The 20,987-nt window shown below is 36.3% G+C and carries 17 protein-coding genes; 13 read left to right on the top strand and 4 right to left on the bottom strand.

Annotated features, from left to right (window positions below; all coding sequences use genetic code 11):
- Nucleotides 1–106 precede the first annotated feature (106 nt).
- Complete coding sequence (locus LN051_RS04780; RefSeq protein WP_229293415.1) at nt 107–433, bottom strand: PepSY domain-containing protein; 327 nt, start codon at nt 431–433, stop codon at nt 107–109.
- 93 nt (nt 434–526) lie between these two features.
- Here LN051_RS04780 and LN051_RS04785 point away from each other — a divergent pair, with 93 nt between their 5' ends.
- The 10 genes from LN051_RS04785 to ccpA all read left to right on the top strand — a co-directional run bounded on the left by LN051_RS04785 (nt 527) and on the right by ccpA (nt 12,445).
- Entirely contained in the window at nt 527–1,597 is a 1,071-nt protein-coding gene (locus tag LN051_RS04785) for a M42 family metallopeptidase (protein WP_420853993.1), read from the top strand.
- Between the two features lie 13 nt (nt 1,598–1,610).
- A complete protein-coding gene (locus LN051_RS04790; protein WP_229293417.1) occupies nt 1,611–1,919 on the top strand; it encodes a thioredoxin family protein in 309 nt (102 codons plus the stop codon).
- Between the two features lie 92 nt (nt 1,920–2,011).
- Nucleotides 2,012–2,872: a DUF1444 domain-containing protein gene (locus tag LN051_RS04795; RefSeq protein ID WP_229293418.1), complete on the top strand. Its 861-nt coding sequence runs from the start codon at nt 2,012–2,014 to the stop codon at nt 2,870–2,872.
- Nucleotides 2,873–2,888: 16 nt separating this feature from the next.
- The gene (gene ytpR / locus LN051_RS04800; RefSeq protein WP_229293419.1) at nt 2,889–3,488 is read left to right on the top strand and encodes a YtpR family tRNA-binding protein; all 600 of its coding nucleotides are present in this window, start codon (nt 2,889–2,891) and stop codon (nt 3,486–3,488) included.
- Nucleotides 3,489–3,506: 18 nt separating this feature from the next.
- Entirely contained in the window at nt 3,507–6,788 is a 3,282-nt protein-coding gene (locus LN051_RS04805; protein WP_229293420.1) for a DNA translocase FtsK, read from the top strand.
- A gap of 22 nt (nt 6,789–6,810) precedes the next feature.
- The gene (murC, locus tag LN051_RS04810) at nt 6,811–8,124 is read left to right on the top strand and encodes a UDP-N-acetylmuramate--L-alanine ligase (RefSeq protein WP_229293421.1); all 1,314 of its coding nucleotides are present in this window, start codon (nt 6,811–6,813) and stop codon (nt 8,122–8,124) included.
- A gap of 76 nt (nt 8,125–8,200) precedes the next feature.
- Nucleotides 8,201–8,809, top strand: coding sequence for a DUF948 domain-containing protein (locus LN051_RS04815; protein ID WP_229293422.1), 609 nt, complete (start codon nt 8,201–8,203; stop codon nt 8,807–8,809).
- 91 nt (nt 8,810–8,900) lie between these two features.
- Nucleotides 8,901–9,833: a hypothetical protein gene (locus LN051_RS04820; RefSeq protein WP_229293423.1), complete on the top strand. Its 933-nt coding sequence runs from the start codon at nt 8,901–8,903 to the stop codon at nt 9,831–9,833.
- Nucleotides 9,834–10,158: 325 nt separating this feature from the next.
- Nucleotides 10,159–11,250 (top strand): bifunctional 3-deoxy-7-phosphoheptulonate synthase/chorismate mutase, encoded by a 1,092-nt coding sequence (locus tag LN051_RS04825; protein WP_229293424.1) that lies wholly within the window; start codon nt 10,159–10,161, stop codon nt 11,248–11,250.
- A 202-nt stretch (nt 11,251–11,452) separates the two neighbouring features.
- Nucleotides 11,453–12,445, top strand: coding sequence for a catabolite control protein A (ccpA, locus tag LN051_RS04830; RefSeq protein ID WP_229293425.1), 993 nt, complete (start codon nt 11,453–11,455; stop codon nt 12,443–12,445).
- 106 nt (nt 12,446–12,551) lie between these two features.
- Here ccpA and LN051_RS04835 read toward each other — a convergent pair whose 3' ends face one another.
- A complete protein-coding gene (locus LN051_RS04835) occupies nt 12,552–13,709 on the bottom strand; it encodes an acetoin utilization protein AcuC (RefSeq protein ID WP_229293426.1) in 1,158 nt (385 codons plus the stop codon).
- A 14-nt stretch (nt 13,710–13,723) separates the two neighbouring features.
- Nucleotides 13,724–14,356 carry a GNAT family N-acetyltransferase gene (locus tag LN051_RS04840; RefSeq protein WP_229293427.1) on the bottom strand — a complete coding sequence of 211 codons (633 nt, stop codon included), beginning with the start codon at nt 14,354–14,356 and terminating at the stop codon, nt 13,724–13,726.
- Between the two features lie 153 nt (nt 14,357–14,509).
- Here LN051_RS04840 and acsA point away from each other — a divergent pair, with 153 nt between their 5' ends.
- Nucleotides 14,510–16,219, top strand: a complete 1,710-nt coding sequence (gene acsA, locus LN051_RS04845) for an acetate--CoA ligase (RefSeq protein ID WP_229293428.1) — start codon at nt 14,510–14,512, stop codon at nt 16,217–16,219.
- 524 nt (nt 16,220–16,743) lie between these two features.
- A complete protein-coding gene (locus LN051_RS04850) occupies nt 16,744–18,411 on the top strand; it encodes a formate--tetrahydrofolate ligase (protein ID WP_229293429.1) in 1,668 nt (555 codons plus the stop codon).
- Between the two features lie 65 nt (nt 18,412–18,476).
- Here LN051_RS04850 and LN051_RS04855 read toward each other — a convergent pair whose 3' ends face one another.
- Nucleotides 18,477–19,367: a transglycosylase domain-containing protein gene (locus LN051_RS04855; RefSeq protein WP_229293620.1), complete on the bottom strand. Its 891-nt coding sequence runs from the start codon at nt 19,365–19,367 to the stop codon at nt 18,477–18,479.
- A 341-nt stretch (nt 19,368–19,708) separates the two neighbouring features.
- Here LN051_RS04855 and tyrS point away from each other — a divergent pair, with 341 nt between their 5' ends.
- Nucleotides 19,709–20,971 (top strand): tyrosine--tRNA ligase, encoded by a 1,263-nt coding sequence (tyrS, locus tag LN051_RS04860; protein ID WP_229293430.1) that lies wholly within the window; start codon nt 19,709–19,711, stop codon nt 20,969–20,971.
- The last annotated feature ends 16 nt before the right edge of the window (nt 20,972–20,987 follow it).

Genomic DNA, 20,987 nt, shown 5'->3' on the forward strand with positions numbered 1-20,987 from the left:
ATATTTTGGTTTGTCGATTCCATAAAAAATAGAGGCCCGAGTGGGTGCCCCTATAAAGTGTATTTGTATGTGTGTACGTTTGAGTTATGCGCCTGTATTGCGCATATTAACTTTCTTGATTTTCAATGATATCTATAATTGCTCCGGTTTTCGCGTCAACGTAAAAGGTATATTGATGAACGATGTTATTTCTTTCTGTCGTAATGCCGCCTTTATACGCAATATAGTCGGTGTTAGCTTTCTGATAAGAAATCGTCTCATACAAAATAAAAGAACCTGTGACATTATGGAAGTATTGTTTTACAGATTCTAACACTTCATTTGGAGGAATGTTTTTATCATTTTCAAGACGTAGAACATAGAAATAACTTCCTGCCATCAATGTTCCTACGGCAATTGGAATAATCAAGGGCCAGTTCTTTTTCGTAAACATAGTATTCGCCTCCTTGAAAGACTTAGCTACAGTTTACCATAATTTAAGTGATATACTGTAATAAAGTGATTGCATAACTAAGGAGTGAAATATGTGAATAACAAAACGTTAAGACGTATTAAAACTTTGACAGAATTACATGGTGCACCTAATTTCGAAGCGCCTGTGCGTAGCTTTTTAAGACAAGAAATGGCACCTTTCGTTGATACATTTGTTAACGACCGGATGGGCGGTGTTTACGGCGTTAAAAAGAGCAAAAAGGACAATGCACCGTGCGTGATGGTTGCTGCGCATATGGATGAAATCGGATTTATGATTACAGAAATTACGAAAGAAGGCTTTATTAAATTTACAGCTTTAGGCGGAGTAGCGAACGATATTTGGCAAGGACAGCGTTTAAAAGTGAGAACGAATAACGATGAAGAAATTATAGGCGTTGTTGCCAATATTCCGAAACATTTCCGCACAGGACAAGAAGGCGCTCCTAAAATTGAAGATTTATTATTAGATATTGGTGCTGAAAATGATGAAGAGGTTTATCAAAGAGGTGTGACTATTGGTGACCCGATTGTACCTCATACAGAATTACATCAATTATCAGAACACCGATTTGCGGCGAAAGCCTGGGACAATCGCTATGGGTGTGTTATAGCAATTGAATTGTTAGAAGCACTAAAAGATATAGAATTAGACGTTGATTTATATGTAGGTGCGAATGTGCAAGAAGAAGTAGGATTAAGAGGTGCAGAAGCGGCTACACAATTGATTCAACCAGATATTGCTTTTGTAGTTGATTGTTCTCCGGCTAATGATATGAAAGGCCGATCTGGTCTTTCTGGACAATTAGGAAAAGGTGCGCTTTTAAGAATAAAAGATGGGACAATGTTGCTAAAACCTGCTTTTAAAACATTTTTATTAGATGTTGCTCATGAAAATGAAGTCATGTATCAATATTACATTTCTCCTGGAGGAACAGATGGTGGTGTCATTCACAAATCGCTTACGGGCGTGCCGACAGCAGTCATTGGAGTATGTGCACGTTATATCCATAGCAGTGACAGCGTTTTTGACATACGTGATTACGACAACGCTAAAAAATGGTTGATGAGCACAATTCATTCTCTCGACGAAACTAAAATTCAACATTTACAATATGGAGACTAAAGGAGGAACAAAAATGAAAACAATACAAAATGAAGCAGATTATAAAAAGCTAACACAAGAGAAAACAGTATTTATGTTTACAGCTGGGTGGTGTCCAGATTGCCGTGTTATTGAACCCGATCTCCCTAAGTTGGAGGAAAAGTATGCCAATTTTAATTTTATCTCTGTGGATCGTGATGCGTTTATTGATTTAGCGATTGAAGAGGGCGTTATGGGTATTCCAAGTTTTATCGTATATGAAGACGGGAAACGTGTAGGAGACTACATTGGTAAAGAACGAAAATCAATAGCTCAAATTGATGACTTTTTATCACAATTTTAATGATATTTTCGCCCTTAGGACATGGGTTTTCTCTAGTCCTGAGGGGCTTTTTATTGTAAACTAATGTAAGGCATGTATTTAGGAGTGAAAAAATGAATGTCTTTAAAATGAGAGATTTATTAAAATCACGATTAACCCATTTAAAAGTTCACTATCAATTTAATCGTGATAAAGAATCGTTAAGAATTTATCGAACAGATAATCAAAAAGGAGTTACGGTAAAACTATCTCCAATAGTAGCTAAATTTAATAAAGGGCAAGTACATATTGTTGACGAGATTGTGTATTATGTTGAAGAAACCATTCATCAAATGAAAGACGAAGCCCATAAAACATTGAATGAAAAGCGGATTATGCCAGTCATACGTGCGACGAGCTTTCCAACCGAAACAAAAGAAGGCCGTGCGTTTGTTACTGAGTCTCATACTGCAGAAACCAGAATATATTACGCATTAGATTTAGGGAAATCTTATCGATTAATTGATTCCGAGCTATTAAATGAATTAAAGTTATCCAAACAACAAGTTAAGGAAATGGCGTTATTTAATATACGCAAATTAAACAATGCATACAAAGTTGATGAAGTAAAAGGGAATCAATTCTATTTTATAAATACGAATGATGGCTATGATGCGAGTCGCATTTTAAATACATCTTTATTAAATGATTTTGAAAATAAAATAGAGGGCGAAATGCTCGTGGCGATTCCACATCAAGATGTATTAATTATTGCTGATATTAGAAATAAAACAGGATATGATGTTATGGCACATATGACGATGGAATTTTTTACAAATGGTTTAGTGCCTATTACATCGTTGTCTTTAGGCTATGAAAAGGGACATTTTGAACCTGTGTTTATTTTAGGTGAAAATAACAAACAAAAAACAAACCCATCACCTAATGTCGTTCAACATTTAGGTGCAAGAAAAGATCAAAACAAACGCAAATAAGGAGTAGATGTTTAAGATGAATTTATTTTATAACCCTAAAGGTGTAGGAAATGTTGCCTTTTTAAAAATTGATACTGTTGAAGGCCCATTCGAATATGAAAAATATGGTGATATTGTAGCAATCAAAAAAGAAAACCAAGTCGTTGGGTTGAATATTTTTAATGCAGACGAACATCTTACGTTAGAAGGGCAAGGCCATATTAAGTTTACTGAAGCACATGCTAATGCAATTCAAAAAGCAATTGATGCATCAGCTTTAGATTACCAGCTTAATGCTGACTTTTCTCCGAAGTTTGTAGTTGGATACGTAAAAAGCAAAGAAAAGCATCCAGATGCAGATAAACTCAGTGTGTGTCAAGTAGATGTAGGTACAGAAACTTTGCAAATTGTGTGTGGTGCACCTAATATTGAACAAGGACAAAAGGTAGTTGTAGCTAAAGTTGGCGCAGTAATGCCAAGTGGCATGTTAATTAAAGATGCAGCGTTACGCGGCGTTGCTTCAAGTGGCATGATTTGTTCAATGAAAGAATTAAATTTGCCTAATGCACCTCAAGAAAAAGGGATTATGGTTTTAGATGACAGTTATACAGTAGGACAATCATTTTTTAATGCTTAAAAAGGAGGGCGTGAATATATGAGCTGGTTTGATAAATTATTTGGAGACGACAATCCATCAGACCAAACATCTGCGAAAAACAAACGCTCCACAATCACTGAAAAACAGAATCATAGCCTCATCCCGCAGACGAATGACGTTTATCAAAGACCGAGAGGGAAGTTTAGATTCCCTATATCTATGGGAGAGCAACTTTCAGAAAGAACTGAAAATGTAGAGCCATCTAATCATTCACACGTTCAGAAGACTGAAAGGACAGCTCAACAAGCTTATAGTATAGATCGCAAGTCACGACGTCATCGTACACAAAGGCACGCTACTACCTCACAGACGCAGCATGAGGATAGCTCACGTCGTAGCCAATTCCATACTTCAAATCGTTCGGATGTCAATCGTTATCCGAACCATGTCTCAAATAGAAGTTGGAACAATCCTAAAGCCCGAGAGCATCAACCGACATCGTCGCCATCAACAAGTCGTCGTACTTCTCAAAAACAACAACAAACGAATACGTATTTAGCGCATCACCAAGAATTCAAGGCGAGTGAAGTGCCTTCTGCTATTTTTGGTACACAAAATCGTAAACCAATACAAAAAAGTGGTTTGAATCAACCGCCTGGTACGCGTTCTGAGGCATCACAATCTAAGATGGAAACTGCGACAACTAAGAAAAGCATACCGACACATTCTAAACGAGATAATACGGTAAATATTGAGAATATTTGTGCGTCTCAAATCGTTGATGAGATTCGCAGAGAACGTGAAAAGAAAATGTTGCAAAAGAAACGCTTTAAACAAGCGTTACAACAAAAAAGAGAAGCACACCAAACGGATGCAAATGCCGACATGCAAAAAGCAATTGATGAAATGCACGCATCACAAGCGCGTCAGCTTTTAGGAGAACAATACGCGGCATCTGAAAATGATGAACAGCAAGAGGACGCAGTTCCAAACGATTGTGTGGATATGAATGCACAAGAGTCTCATGATAGTCAAGATAGTCTCTCAATACAAGAGATGGAATATGAAGAGATTGATTTAGATCAGATTACCTCTAGTACGAATAAGGCGGATGCAACATCAGCAACATCGACAAATGAAAATGTAGCTGTCAATGAAGCTATAGAGCATGTGAGTGAAAACGTTAGTGATAGTGAAGAAGCGTTAAATAGTGCTTGGGAAACTAATCGTGAGGTAGAGGATAACTCTAATGGCACTGAATTAACAGAGGTAACTCAAGAACAGCCACAGCATTCTGATATGGGCACTGATGGTAAAATAAGTAAAAATGTTAATCAAAACGATAATACCTCTAATGAAGATGAGATTGATTATACAGATGTTGATCAAAATGATAATAGAGAAACTCATGATACGAAGTTTAATGTGCAGCGCGAAACATACGATGATTCACATTCAGATATTCAATCACACCAAGAGGAACCATTAGAGGAGACGACATCAACAACTGTCGATGAACCTCAACTAACGCCAGCGATCAATGAGCGTCAAAATCAGAAATTAAATGCGCAAGCAGATTTGAATAATGCGGACGTAAAGCAATCAAATCAAGAAGAGCCACCTTTAAAACCAGAAATCAAGCCACAACCCAAAACGCGAGAGCCAAAAACACCAATTCGAAAGGGCAGCAAGCCGTTTAATGTTGTCATGACACCTTCTGATAAAAAGAGAATGTTGAATCGTGAAAAGTTAAATAAAGCGCACGTACAACATTCAGATAAAAATGTTTCAGTATCAAAAAACAATAATAATGTTGACAGGGCAGCTCAATCTCAATTACAAATTGAACAACAGAAGTCATCTGAACATGTTGAAAGTCCGGAATTAGTCGCTGCCTCAACAGTGTCGACAGAAAATGGTGAAGAAACTAAAAAAATTCGCCGTGGTCCTATACTGAATTTACCAAGTATAGACTTACTGGATCAGCCTGAAATACAAGAACGTGACAATGCTTGGATAGAAGAAAAGAAGCAACAGTTAAACGATGCATTTTACTATTTTAACGTGCCTGCAGAAGTTGTGAATGTAATTGAAGGGCCAAGTGTAACGAGATTCGAACTTTCAGTTGAAAGAGGTGTTAAAGTTTCTCGTATCACCGCTTTACAAGATGATATTAAAATGGCTTTGGCCGCAAAAGACATTCGCATAGAAGCGCCAATACCTGGGACGAGTTTAGTAGGTATAGAAGTACCTAATCAACACCCAACGAAAGTGAATTTACGCTCCATTCTTGAGACACAAGCGTTTAAGCATGCGGAGTCAAAGCTTACTGTTGCAATGGGAAGTCGAATTAATAATGAACCTTTATTGATGGATATTGCTAAAACACCACATGCGCTTATTGCAGGGGCTACCGGTTCAGGTAAATCCGTTTCAATTAATAGCATTTTATTATCATTGCTTTATCGCAATCATCCTGAAGAATTGAAATTACTTTTAATTGACCCGAAAATGGTAGAGCTTGCACCTTATAATGATCTTCCACATCTCGTTGCACCTGTTATTACAGATGTAAAAGCAGCAACGCAAAGCTTGAAGTGGGCGGTAGAAGAGATGGAGCGCCGTTACAAACGTTTCGCGCAAACACATGTAAGAAACATTACAGCGTTTAATAAAAAGGTGAGTTACGATCAGCGTATGCCGAAAATAGTCATCGTTATCGATGAGCTTTCCGATTTAATGATGATGGCACCACAAGATGTAGAACAATCTATTGCACGTATTGCTCAAAAAGCGCGTGCGTGTGGTATACACATGCTCGTAGCAACGCAAAGACCTTCTGTTAATGTCATTACAGGATTGATTAAAGCAAACATCCCAACGCGTATCGCATTTATGGTTTCGTCTAGCGTAGATTCTAGAACGATACTAGATAGTGGCGGCGCTGAACGCTTGCTTGGCTATGGAGATATGCTATATCTTGGTGGTGGTATGAATAAGCCGATTCGTGTTCAAGGCACATTTGTTTCAGATGAGGAAATTGATGAAGTAGTAGAATACATTAAATCACAAAGAGAACCTGAATATTTATTCCAAGAGAAAGAGCTCCTGAAGAAAACAGAAGAATCACCTAAAGATGAATTATTCAACGAAGTTTGTGAATTTATGATAAAAGAGGGTAACATTTCAACCTCTCTTATTCAAAGACATTTTCAAATTGGTTATAATCGAGCTGCAAGAATTATCGATCAATTAGAGCAACTCGGCTACATTTCTGGTTCAAATGGTTCAAAACCGCGAGATGTCTTTCTCACTGAAGCAGACTTACAAGACTCATAAATATAGAAAGGGGCATATAATCATGACAAAGTACCATTTCGTCGGTATCAAAGGAGCAGGAATGAGTTCGCTTGCTCAAATTATTCATGATTTAGGTTATGATGTTCAAGGTTCTGACATTGAACAATATGTATTTACTGAAATTGCACTTAAAAATAAAGGAATAAAAATTTTGCCTTTTAGTGCGGACAATATCACTGAAGATTTAACGGTGATAGTAGGCAATGCGTTTAAAGATACGCATGAAGAAGTACAAAAAGCGCATGAACTTAATTTAAAAGTGATACGTTATCATGATTTCTTAGGAGAAGTGATTAACGAATATACTTCAGTGGCAGTGACAGGCGCGCATGGGAAAACATCAACAACAGGTCTTTTGTCTCATGTGATGAACGGAGATAAAAAGACGTCATTCCTTATTGGTGATGGCACAGGTATGGGATTACCTCAAAGTGAATACTTTGCTTTCGAAGCTTGTGAATACCGCCGTCACTTTTTAAGTTATTCACCTGATTATGCCATTATTACTAATATTGATTTTGATCACCCAGATTATTTTGCGGATGTCGAGGACGTTGTTAATGCTTTTCAAGGCATGGCCAACAATGTTAAGAAAGCGATTATTGCATGGGGAGATGATCCTCATGTCAAAGACATTAAAGTAGATATTCCAGTTTACTATTATGGCTTTGATTCATCGATGGACATCTATGCAGATAATATTGAAGTTACCGAAAAGGGTACGGCTTTTGACGTATATGTTAAAGGGGCGTATTACGATCATTTTATTTCTCCACAATACGGGGATCATAATATCCTGAATGCGTTAGCCGTGTTAGCGATTGCATTTATGGAAAACTTAGATACATCCAATATTAAAGACGCATTAATTACATTTGGCGGTGTAAAACGTCGCTTCAATGAAATTTTCACAAAAAATCAGGTTTTAGTTGATGATTATGCTCACCATCCAAGAGAAATTAGTGCTACAATTGAATCAGCTAGGAAAAAGTATCCAAACAAAGAAGTTGTGGCTGTATTCCAACCGCATACTTTCTCTAGAACAAAAACATTTTTACAGGAATTTGCTAACGTACTTAACGAAGCAGACGCCGTATACTTATGTGACATCTTCGGTTCTATTCGTGAAAATGCAGGCGAATTGACGATTCATGATTTGTTGGACTTAGTTGATAATGGCCAGTTAATTTCTGAATCTACCGTCGAAGCGCTTGTAAAACACGAAAATGCGGTAATACTTTTCATGGGTGCTGGAGATATCCAAAAAGTTTTAAAAGCATACTTAGAAAAAATTGGTGTTGAACATAGTTTTTGATGTTTGAGTGACAAGAGTTTGGGTATCTATATAAAATAAATAGCATATTTTAAAAGTCAATAGGAGGCGTTTACGAATGGAATGGATTTTACCACTCGCAGGAATTATTGCTGCTATCGCATTCTTAATTTTATGTATTGGAATCGTTGTAGTTTTAGTTTCTGTTAAGAAAAACTTGGATCATGTTGCTAAAACACTTGATGGTGTGGAAGGCCAAATCCAAGGGATTACACGTGAATCTACGGATTTACTTCATAAAGCGAATCGCTTAACTGAAGATATCCAAGATAAATCAAACCGTTTAAACTCTGTTGTTGATGCTGTAAAAGGCGTTGGCGAATCAGTACAAACATTAAATGGTTCTGTTGACCGTGTAACACACTCAATTACGAATAACATTTCACAAAATGAAGACAAGATTTCTCAAGTTGTTCAATGGTCAAATGTTGCGATGGAAATTGCTGATAAATGGCAAAACCGTCAAAGTCGTAGAAACAGTGCAGCTTATAAAACGAACAACGTGTCATCTGATGTCAATCGTAGTTCTAAATCAGGTTCATCTTTATCTAACGAAGAATTAGTGAAGAGTGAATATGAAAATAAAGACTTAGATGATTTCAACACAAATCCTGAATCAGTAAACACAAAATACACGACTTTAAATGATGATTCGAATCGTAAATAAGTCGATGCTGAGTTGAATAAGTCTTAATTTCACGCACTTAAATGAGGTAATTCCTTTGTTTAAGTGCTTTTATTTTAAGGAGGACAATCAAATGGAAAAGTATAATCGTGATTTACACTCTAAAGGATTAGAAAGTTATGAAGTCCCACAATATGACGGAGAAGCTAGAAACCGTTTAGATTTAGTATTTGGTTTTGTAGCTGGAGCAGTTTTAGGAAGTTCTCTAGGACTCCTTTTAAAACCGACATTAGAATCTAAAAAAGCAAAAGCGCAACATCAAGACAAAGTTAAAACAACTAAAATTAATGATCAAGATACAACTTTACGCGATGAAGCGAAACGAAAAGCGGATGCATTAAAAGAACAAGCACGTCGTGTACGTGAAGACTCTGAGCGTAAACGTACGGCTCTAACAAATTCTGAAGATCCTTCTTCAAAAGAATTAGCTGCTCAACGTCGTGCGATTCAAAGCGAAGTAGAAGAGCATCAATCAGAGAGTCAAAAGTCTGAAACTTGTCGTAAAGAAACGGCACACTTTACTTCTGATCATGCACCTACAGCAGGCATCTCAGGACAAGGATTAGCAAAAGCAGCTGAAAGCAGTCAATCGCAAAATAAAGCAAAAGACAGTAAAAAGGTAGAAGACACAAGAGACGCTCAAAAGCGTGCAATTCGTGCAGAAGTGGATTCTGACCGGTTAGAAGGACAAACAGGCCCTACATCAACAGCAAAAGCTGAAGGCAAAGACAAACACCTTAATACTGAAAAAGCTAGTGCGCGCACTTCAACAACCTCTTTAGGTGCACAAAGTCAAGCATTGGAAAAAGATACTAAAAACAATACTACACACAAGAAAAGTACTGAAAAAGTGGAAAAACAACCACGTAAAGAAGTTAAATTTGACAAAGGTGTTATTACACATGAAAAATCAAATGATGTAGCACAAGCAAAGCACGATGGAAAAGTAAGTGAAGAGGGCAAAAAAACAAGCAGTAAAGTCGATAAACATACATTTGATAAATAAGCGTTTAATTTAAAAGGGTGAGGGCAGTAACGTGCCTTTGCCTTTTTAAATCTTTTTACAGGAAACATATTGGTATATACATATTTTAAACAAGCTGTAATAGGATTATTGGAAAGAAGATTACTACGCTTTTGTTTGTAAAAGCATCTTGACATAGTGTGTAAGTCTTTTTAAAATCAACTATATTGATAGAATTTTCTAAAAATTTAGGATAATTGTGAATCATGGGTTGAAATTATAATTTATTCTTGTTAGAATACCAAATATCATTAATTAATTTTACCACTTTAAAGTGAGTGAGAAAATCTGAGTTGAGGTGAATTGTATGACGAATCATTTAGAAACATATAGAAAAGAAATAGAAGAAATTAACGAACGGATTTTAACATTACTTTCCAAGCGAGGCGAACTTGCCAAGAAAATAGGTGAGGAAAAACGTAAACAAAGTACTGTAATTTATGACCCTCAAAGAGAAAAAGAAATGTTGAATGTGTTAATAGATAAAAACCAAGGACCGTTTAATGACAATGTGATTAAACAGTTATTTAAAGAAATTTTTAAAGCCTCAACGGATTTACAAAAATCTGATAATGAAAAACATTTGTACGTTTCTCGTAAGCTCAAACCTGAAGACACGATTGTGACGTTTGAAAATGGTGGTAAATTAGGTGAAGGCATGAAGTCCTTCGTTTTTGGCCCATGCTCGGTTGAATCATACGAACAAGTAGAAGCTGTAGCCAAAAATTTAAAACAAAAAGGTGAGAAATTTATTCGTGGTGGTGCATTTAAACCTAGAACGTCTCCATATGATTTCCAAGGTTTAGGTGAAGAAGGGTTAAAAATTCTCAAACAAATTAAAGATAAATATGATTTAAATGTAGTCAGTGAAATTGTACATCCGAATGATTTTGCGGTTGCAGATGAGTATTTAGATGTATTTCAAATTGGCGCTAGAAACATGCAAAATTTCGAATTATTGAAAGAAGCAGGACGTACGTCGAAACCGATTTTGTTAAAGCGTGGACTATCTGCAACGATTGAAGAATTCGTATATGCGGCAGAATACATTGCATCGCAAGGGAATCAAAATATCATTTTATGTGAGCGTGGTATCCGTACGTATGAAAAGGCGACACGTAACACACTAGATATTTCAGCTGTGCCGATTCTTAAACAGGGAACGCATTTACCTGTGTTAGTAGATGTGACGCATAGTACAGGACGTAAAGACATCATGTTACCAGCAGCTAAAGCAGCTTTAGCAATTGGAGCAGATGGGGTGATGGCAGAAGTACACCCAGATCCTTCTGTAGCTTTAAGTGATAGCGCGCAACAAATGGATTTAAATGAGTTTGATGCATTTTACAATGAAATTAAACCATTATCTGAAATGTACAATAACAACACTTTAAAATAAGTAATTTTTTACAAAAGGGACAAATGTTATTCAGTTTGTTCCTTTTGTTTGTTTTAAAGTAGTAAAATTTGATTTAATTCGTGACAAACATATGACAACCTCACTTTTATATTTCTAAACACACAATATTATGGTAAACTTTGAAAATATGATGAAAACGGAATATAATAATAGAGTAAGCGTTTCCAAGGAGGTTGAAAAGATGACGGTAACCATTTACGACGTGGCACGCGAGGCGCGTGTTTCAATGGCGACAGTTTCACGTGTTGTCAACGGCAATCAAAATGTAAAACCAGAAACAAGAGAAAAAGTTAATGAAGTGATTAAGCGATTAAACTATCGTCCTAATGCGGTTGCAAGAGGGCTTGCAAGCAAAAAAACAACAACAGTAGGTGTAATTATACCTGATATTTCGAATATTTATTATTCTCAACTTGCAAGAGGTTTAGAGGATATTGCAACAATGTATAAATACCACACAATCATTTCAAATTCCGATGATGATCCTGAAAAAGAAAAAGAAATTTTTAATAACTTGTTAAGTAAACAGGTCGACGGTATTATTTTTCTAGGCGGTACGTTAACTTCAGAAATTAAAGCACAAATTGCTAAAGCTTCAATTCCTGTTGTTGTATCCGGAACAAATGGTAAAGATGATGGTATCGCTTCAGTGAATATTGACTTTGAAAAAGCGAGTCAGGAAATTACAGAGCAATTAATCCAATCAGGTGCAACTAAGTTTGCTTTTGTCGGCGGAGGCCATTCTAAAAAAGCACAAGATGATGCATTAAAAGGTTTGAAAACACAACTTTCTCAACATAATATGGAAGTGGATCATCATTTGATGTACGTTGGTAACGAAACTTACAAAGATGGTTTACGCGCTTTCGAAAAATTAAGTACGTATCAACCCGATGCCGTATTATCTATTAGCGATGAACAAGCTATTGGAATCGTTCACGGAGCAATGGACCATGGTCTTAAAGTACCTGAAGACATTCAAGTTATCAGCTTTAATAACACGCGACTTGTAGAAATGGTGCGACCTCAATTATCTAGTGTTATTCAACCGTTATATGATATCGGTGCTGTAGGCATGCGTTTGTTAACGAAATATATGAATAACGAAAACATTGAAGAACCTAATGTGATTTTACCGCATAAAATAAGGTATCGCGGAACAACAAAAATATAAAATAAAACCCTTGTTTGTCACTGCATGCTTAAAAGTATAACAACGACTTTTAAGATGAAACGATGATACAAGGGTTTTTCTTTATATAAGTCTAGTGTTATTAATTTTAAAACCAATTTTGGATTTTATTAGCAACACTTTCGTTTTTTTGAGTGATTTCTTCACATCTTGGTATCGTTTGGAAATCAGGAAAATCTTCTTCCCATTTTTCAGGGATTGGGCATGGGCTATACTGTTTCCATTTTTTTAGCCATGATTCAGGTAAATGTCCTTGTAAAGGCGGATGATTGATTAAACTTAAATAAACATGGCTCCAAGCGCGTGGGACAACACGCCAAATATTATAACCGCCACCACCAAGCATGATTATTTTCCCATTCGCATATTTTTCTGCAATAGCATTTACAAAATAGGGGATTTCATAAAGTGTATTTAAATCGCAATGCATATGTGTGAGTGGATCAAGATAATGTATATCGGAGCCGTTCACACTGACAATAAAATCCGGTTTAAAGGTAGCTGCAACGTTTTCTAACGTTTGTTTAAACACAGACATGAAACTATCATGCTCTGTATAGGGTTCAAGAGGGACATTAACTGTGTAACCAAATCCTTGGTCATCGCCACGTTCAGTATAATGACCGGATCCTGGAAATAAAAATTTACCTGTTTCATGAATAGAATAATTCATGACTTCATTTGAAGTGTAAAAGCGCCATTGTACACCATCGCCATGATGAGCATCTGTATCAACGTATAATACACGCTGATTGTATTTATGAATTAAGTAGTGAATATAGATGGCTGCATCATTATAAACACAAAATCCATTTGCACGACTTTCTAAAGCATGATGCAAACCGCCGCCTAAATGACAGCCATTTTTGAAACGATTTTCCATGATTGCATCAATTAAATTGAGTCCGCCACCAACGATAGTGGCAGCACTTCTATGAATTTTTGGGAAGATGTGTGTATCTTCGCCCTCTAAACCATATTTTGCTTTTTCATCAGGTGCGAGTAGATTGCGTTCACCACGTTTAATAGCTTGAATATAATCATATTTATGTACCGTAGAAATTTCATCAACGGTTGCTATTCTAGGTTTGATAAACTGTGCCTCATTCAATAAGCCTGTAGATAGTAATAATTCAGTAGTTAACTTGAGTCGCATTTGATTAAATGGATGCTCATTATGAAAGCGGTATTGTAAAAGTGCATCTGAATAAACATAGCCCGTTTGTAAAGCGTGTTGTGTTTCCATCTTGCTTCCCCCCATTAAAAAAAGAACCGGTTCATATAACGTATATCATCAAAAGCGCTCATTTGCTCTACAGTAATATTTTTTCCAATTCTCGCCATTAAACTATTAGCTGGATGACTTGTGATTTCAGGGTCATCTGTTGCAAAAACTTCCAAGCCGCCATTTGCCATCATACGTTGCATTAATTTTTTATATTCAAAAACGTCTAATCCAGAGTTCTTAAGATCCCAATGCCAGTAGTATTCAGTCGTGATGATTATGTAATCTTCTAATTCCGGACTTCTTGTACTCAACTTTAATAGCTCCCGCCCTAGACCATAATTTCGATAAGGTAAACTTATTTCTATAGCACCAAGTTCTAATAAATAGGGCAAATTTCCATTAGACCATCTTTCCATAGGATCTGGATATAAGTAGGTTACATAACCGACGATATGGTTGTTTTCACGTATAATATAAATTCTGCCTTCGTCTAATGTACTAATTTCTTGGATGGCTTGAAATTGTTCCAAAGGGACACGGAATGCATTTAAGCCTTCATCAAATGTCATTGTTTCGAGTTGTTCTTTTTCAACTGGCCCCTCTAGTATCAGTGTTTTATTGTCTATCGTTACAGCTTCTTTTTCATAAGTTTTAATATGTTTCATGAGCGGCTCCTTTCTACCATGCTATTAGTGTTAGTATAGCGAATTAAAAATTTATTTTCACGCATTATTCAGAATAAGTATAATTTTTTGAAAATTGATTTTTGATAGGCTATAATTGTCGTGAAAGCGATTTCAAACAAGGGGGTAATCAACATGAAAGTCGAAATTTATAAAGGGGAAGAAGGTAACTTCAATTTAAAAGACTATGAAAAAACATATAAAGATTTTAAGTGGGAAGATGTAGAAAAAGCATTTTCTTGGCATGAGACAGGTAAAATTAATATGGCATATGAATGTATAGATCGCCACGTTGATGAAGGTAAAGGCGATAAAATTGCTTTAAATTATAAAGATGACACTCGTAAAGAAAGTTATACTTTCAAAGAAATGCAACAAAAAAGCAATCAAGCGGCCAATGTTTTAAAAGATAAGGCACATGTTGAAAAAGGTGACCGTGTCTTTATCTTTATGCCACGTACACCTGAATTGTATTTTGCATTTTTAGGGATTTTGAAAATTGGGGCAATTGTAGGCCCTTTATTTGAAGCATTCATGGAAAAGGCGGTAAAAGATCGCTTAGAAAATAGTGATGCAAAAGTCGTGATTACTACGAACAGTTTATTATCGCGTATTCCTAAAGACGATTTACCAAACTTAGAAACGATTATTATCGTTGATGATCATGTAGAGGAAGGATACGTTGATTTTAACCAAGAATTAGCAAAAGCGAGCGATGATTTTGAAATTGAATGGTTAGATAAAGAAGATGGTTTGATATTGCATTACACTTCTGGGTCAACAGGGCAACCTAAAGGGGTATTACATGTCCAAAAAGCAATGTTAGTTCATTACATATCAGGAAAATATGTGCTTGATTTACAAGATGATGATGTTTATTGGTGTACAGCAGATCCCGGTTGGGTTACAGGGACTTCTTATGGAATATTTGCTCCGTGGCTTAATGGTATAACTAACTGTATCGCTGGCGGTCGTTTTTCTCCTGAAGGTTGGTACAGTATGATTGAAGACTTTAAAGTTACAATTTGGTATACTGCCCCAACTGCATTACGTATGCTTATGAGTGCAGGAGATGATTTAGTTGGAAAATATGATCTATCATCTGTGAGAAGTATTTTATCAGTAGGTGAACCACTCAATCCAGAAGTTATTAAATGGGCTAAAAAGGTTTATGACAAACGTGTCTTAGATACTTGGTGGATGACAGAAACGGGTGGTCATATGATTGTCAATTACCCAACAATAGACATTAAACTTGGTTCAATGGGGAAACCGTTACCTGGCGTAGAAGCGGCAATTATCGATAATGAAGGTAATCCACTACCGCCCAATCGTATGGGTAACCTCGCCATAAAAAAGGGTTGGCCGTCAATGATGTATAAAATTTGGAAGAATCCAGAAAAATACAAATCGTATTTTATTGGAGATTGGTACATCTCTGGTGATTCTGCTTATCAAGATGAAGATGGCTACTTCTGGTTCCAAGGCCGTGTAGATGATGTTATTATGACAGCCGGGGAACGGGTAGGTCCTTTTGAAGTAGAATCTAAATTGGTAGAGCATGAAGCTGTAGCTGAAGCGGGTGTCATCGGTAAACCGGACCCTGTACGTGGAGAAATTATTAAAGCCTTTGTTGCATTAAGACAAGGGTATGAGCCTTCTGAGCAATTGAAGGAAGACATTCGAAAATTTGTGAAAGAAGGACTTGCCGCACATGCAGCCCCTCGTGAAATAGAATTTAAAGACAAATTACCAAAAACCCGTTCAGGTAAAATTATGCGTCGTGTGTTAAAAGCTTGGGAACTTGATCTTCCTACAGGTGATTTAAGTACAATGGAAGACTAATGCGCGCATTTTTATAATAGACAATAATATGTAATGACATTTTAAACACATACTCCTAAGTAGTGGAATATGGCTACGATTATGCATCAAGTCATTTTATAATATTGGTTTAAAAATAATGACACGTTTCAAAGATGCGTTTCAAGAGATTGAGATGAAAGCGATTTGATTTGAGTAGAGGGCGAATGATAAGCAAAATATGCATATTTTGCTTATCATGAACCTTTCTACCAAATCCTTGCTTTTTAGGATATCGATTACTGGATTCCTAGAGCATATCGTCATTTTGTCTCAATCTCTGTTTTTGTTGATCGATATTAAGTTTAACAATGGATTGTGCTTCTATAATGAAAGGTGTAATGGCATTGCTTTTTGAGTGAGCGTTACGGCTTTTATAACTACTTATATTCGACATTAAAGAAAGAGTTCGTTATTATTAAAATTGGAAATAGTTTTTTATAATTGTTTGTATACGTCTACATACGTATGAATGTTAATGAAAATCATTTAAGGGGCTGAATATAGTGAGTCATTTATCAGATTTAGAAATTGCAAATCAATCGACATTAAAACCAATTGGTGAGATTGCTCAAAAAGCTGGCATTTCGGAAGAGGCACTTGAGCAATACGGACATTATAAAGCTAAAATTGACATTTCTAAAGTGAACACACAAGGCGAAAAAGGTAAGGTTGTTCTTGTTACAGCAATGAGTCCTACACCTGCTGGAGAAGGTAAATCAACGGTAACTGTAGGTCTTGCTGATGCATTTAATAAAATCAATCAAAACGTTATGGTCGCATTACGTGAACCTGCGTTAGGACCTACATTTGGTATTAAAGGTGGCGCAACAGGCGGTGGTTACGCTCAAGTTTTACCAATGGAAGATATCAATCTTCACTTCAATGGAGATTTTCACGCGATTACAACAGCCAACAATGCTTTATCAGCATTTATCGATAACCACATTCATCAAGGTAATGAACTAGGCATCGATCAACGTCGTATTGAGTGGAAACGTGTTTTAGATATGAATGATCGTGCGTTGCGTCAAGTTGTCGTAGGTCTTGGTGGTCCGACACAAGGCGTTCCTCGTGAGGATGGTTTTAATATTACAGTAGCTTCTGAAATTATGGCAATTTTATGCTTAAGTACTGGTATTACAGACTTAAAACAAAATATTGCTAATATTACAATCGGTTATACACGTGATCGTAAACCTGTTACAGTTAAAGACTTAAAGGTTGAAGGCGCATTAGCGATGATTCTTAAAGATGCGATTAAACCGAACCTTGTACAAACAATTGAAGGTACACCAGCACTCGTTCATGGTGGTCCGTTCGCCAATATTGCACATGGTTGTAATTCAATCATTGCAACTGAAACTGCGCGTGATTTAGCTGATGTTGTTGTAACTGAAGCGGGCTTCGGCTCTGATTTAGGTGCTGAAAAATTCATTAACATTAAATCTCGCAAAGCTAATTTTGAACCAGATGCAGTTGTATTAGTTGCCACAATCCGCGCGCTTAAAATGCATGGTGGTGTCGCAAAAGATAATTTAAAAGAAGAGAACGTTGACGCATTAAAATCAGGTATTCAAAACTTAGAACGTCACGTTAAAAATATTAGAAAATTTGGCGTAGAACCTGTTATTGCACTTAATGCATTTATTCATGATACGGATGCGGAAACACAATTCGTACAAGATTGGGCAGCCAAAAATAATGTGCGACTTTCATTGACGGAAGTATGGGAAAAAGGTGGCGAAGGTGGCGTTGACTTAGCGAAAAAAGTGCTCGAAGTCATCGAACAGCCTAATGAATTTAAACGTTTATATGATTTAGAATTACCATTAGAAGAAAAAATTGAAAAAATTGTTAAAGAAATCTATGGCGGTTCTAAAGTCACATTCTCAAGCAAAGCGCAAAAGCAACTTAAACAATTTAAAGAAAACGGTTGGGACAACTACCCAGTATGTATGGCTAAAACACAATATTCCTTTACAGATGATGCCACACAACTCGGTGCACCAGAAAACTTTGAAATCACAATTCGTGAATTAGAGGCTAAGACAGGTGCAGGATTTATCGTAGCGTTGACAGGTGCGATTATGACAATGCCAGGTCTACCTAAAAAGCCTGCAGCATTGAATATGGATGTCACTCCGGATGGCCATGCAATTGGTTTATTCTAAGTAATATAAAATGATATTAAAAAAGCCCTTCAAAGTAGAGGTTACGTATACTTTGGAGGGCTTTTTTATATGAATTTTTCAGAAATCGGATATTTTAATGCAACGCGATATTCATTTTTAGTGATGACTTTCTCGATATACATCCGTTTTAAAACATATCTTTGACGTTGAATCGAAGGGGCAATCGCTTTGGCGTTTTTGATGTCACCGTCTTTTGTATAAGGCGTATAGTAATAAGGACTTTGTACAATTCCAGCAAGGTAAGCGGATTCTGCTAAATTTAACGTTTTAGGAGGCTTACCAAAAACACCATAAGAGGCTGAGGTGATGCCGGTAATATGTTGGCCATAAGTATCTCGTCCAAAAGAAATGCGATTAATATAAGTATAAATGATTTCATCTTTAGTCATTAAGTTTTCCAAGCGCATCGCGTACATAATTTCCTTGGCTTTACGATCATACGTTTTTTGATTCGTTAACATTTGATTTTTAACGAGTTGTTGCGTTATTGTACTACCGCCCGTAGGATTGTCTCGATTAAAAATGTCTTGATACATTGCCCGAAAAATGGCTTTTGGTAAGACGCCATGGTGTGTGTAAAACTGTGCGTCTTCACTCGAAACAATGGCTTTTGTAACATATGGAGACACCTCAGCAGGTCCAGCTATGAGTAAAGGTGTTTGCGCATTATAAAGTTCGATTAAATTCACATTACGTGTTTGTAATTGTGGCATTTCTGGAAGATGCGTGACTTCTCTTACGAGCGCATCATCATTGATTTCATTTGCATCTGATACAATACTCGCAAAATAGCCTAGTGCAATGCCGGATACTAAGATAAAGAACCAAATCGATAGGATGATGATAATCATAAAAAGACGTTTGATGTTTTTAAAATAATCATCATATACTTTAAGAAATTGAGTTAATCGATGACTGTCATCCAAAACGACGATCACCTCCTTTTTAACAATTATAGTATAGCATAATTTGATTTTAGGCGTTTCTTTAATTTAATACTACATTTCATTGACTTTTCAATAGTGGCATTTTATAATATAAGTCATTATCAATAGGATTTGAAATTGAGGACAAGTAACTTTACGTTTGTTTTTCAGAGAGTCAGTGGAAGGTGAGAACTGACATACAAATTAAAGCGAATACACCTCTTATAATGATTTCAACGTTTTGACAATGTGCGTAACATTGTAAGAGTTTCCAAGTATGGTGGTAACGTGCGATAGCGCCCTTACATTTTTAGTAAGTGGTGTTTTTTTATTTTTAAGGAGGTTTTTTTATGGCAAATCAATTGTTAGAAGAGCTTAAATGGCGTGGTCTGATTTATCAACAAACAGATGAAGAAGGTATCGAAACATTATTAAATAAAGAAGAAGTTAAACTATACTGTGGTGCGGATCCAACTGCGGATAGTTTGCATATTGGACATTTATTACCTTATTTAACACTTCGTCGTTTTCAAGAGCATGGTCATCGTCCGATTGTATTAATCGGTGGTGGAACAGGAATGATTGGAGATCCTTCTGGTAAGTCAGAAGAGCGTGTGCTTCAAACAGAAGAGCAAATTGAAGTGAATGTTCAAGGTATTCAAAATCAAATGAAGCAACTTTTTGATTTTGAAACGGAGAATGGACCAATTCTTGTAAATAATAAAGATTGGTTGAGCCAAATCTCATTAATAGAATTTTTACGAGACTTTGGAAAACATGTCGGTGTAAATTACATGTTGGCTAAAGATTCAATTCAATCACGCTTAGCCAATGGCATTTCGTACACTGAGTTTACGTATACCATTTTACAAGCGATTGATTTTGGACATTTAAATCGTGAATTTGATTGTAAAATTCAAATCGGGGGCTCAGATCAGTGGGGGAATATCACGAGTGGTATTGAATTAATGCGCCGTATGTATGGAACGACAGAAGTTTACGGTTTGACGATTCCATTAGTGACAAAATCTGATGGGAAAAAGTTTGGTAAATCTGAATCAGGCGCTATTTGGTTAGATCGAGATAAAACAAGTCCATATGAGTTTTATCAATTTTGGATTAATACAAGTGATGAGGATGTTATTAAATTCTTGAAGTACTTTACATTCTTAACTCAAGAGGAGATTGAAAAACTAGCGCAAACTGTTGAAACTGAGCCACATTTGCGTCAAGCACAAAAAGCGCTTGCAGAAAATGTCACACGTTTTATTCACGGCGAAGCAGCATTAGCAGAAGCCGAACGTATTTCAAAAGCATTATTCAGTGGCGACTTAAAAGCGTTAACTGCAGATGAGATTAAAGCAGGTTTCAAAGATGTACCACAAGTAACAATTTCAAGCGAAACAACGAACATTGTTGAAGCATTGGTTGAAGCGAAGATATCTCCATCAAAACGTCAAGCACGAGAAGATGTTACAAATGGTGCCATTTATATTAATGGCGAACGTCAGCAAGATTTACAATATACACTGACAAACGATGATAAGTACGATGATAGTTTTACGATTATACGTCGTGGTAAAAAGAAATATTTCATGGTTAATTATTCATAATATAAAATCCCTCTAC

This window comes from Staphylococcus ratti (genome assembly GCF_020883535.1).
GTDB classification, from domain to species: Bacteria; Bacillota; Bacilli; order Staphylococcales; family Staphylococcaceae; genus Staphylococcus; species Staphylococcus ratti.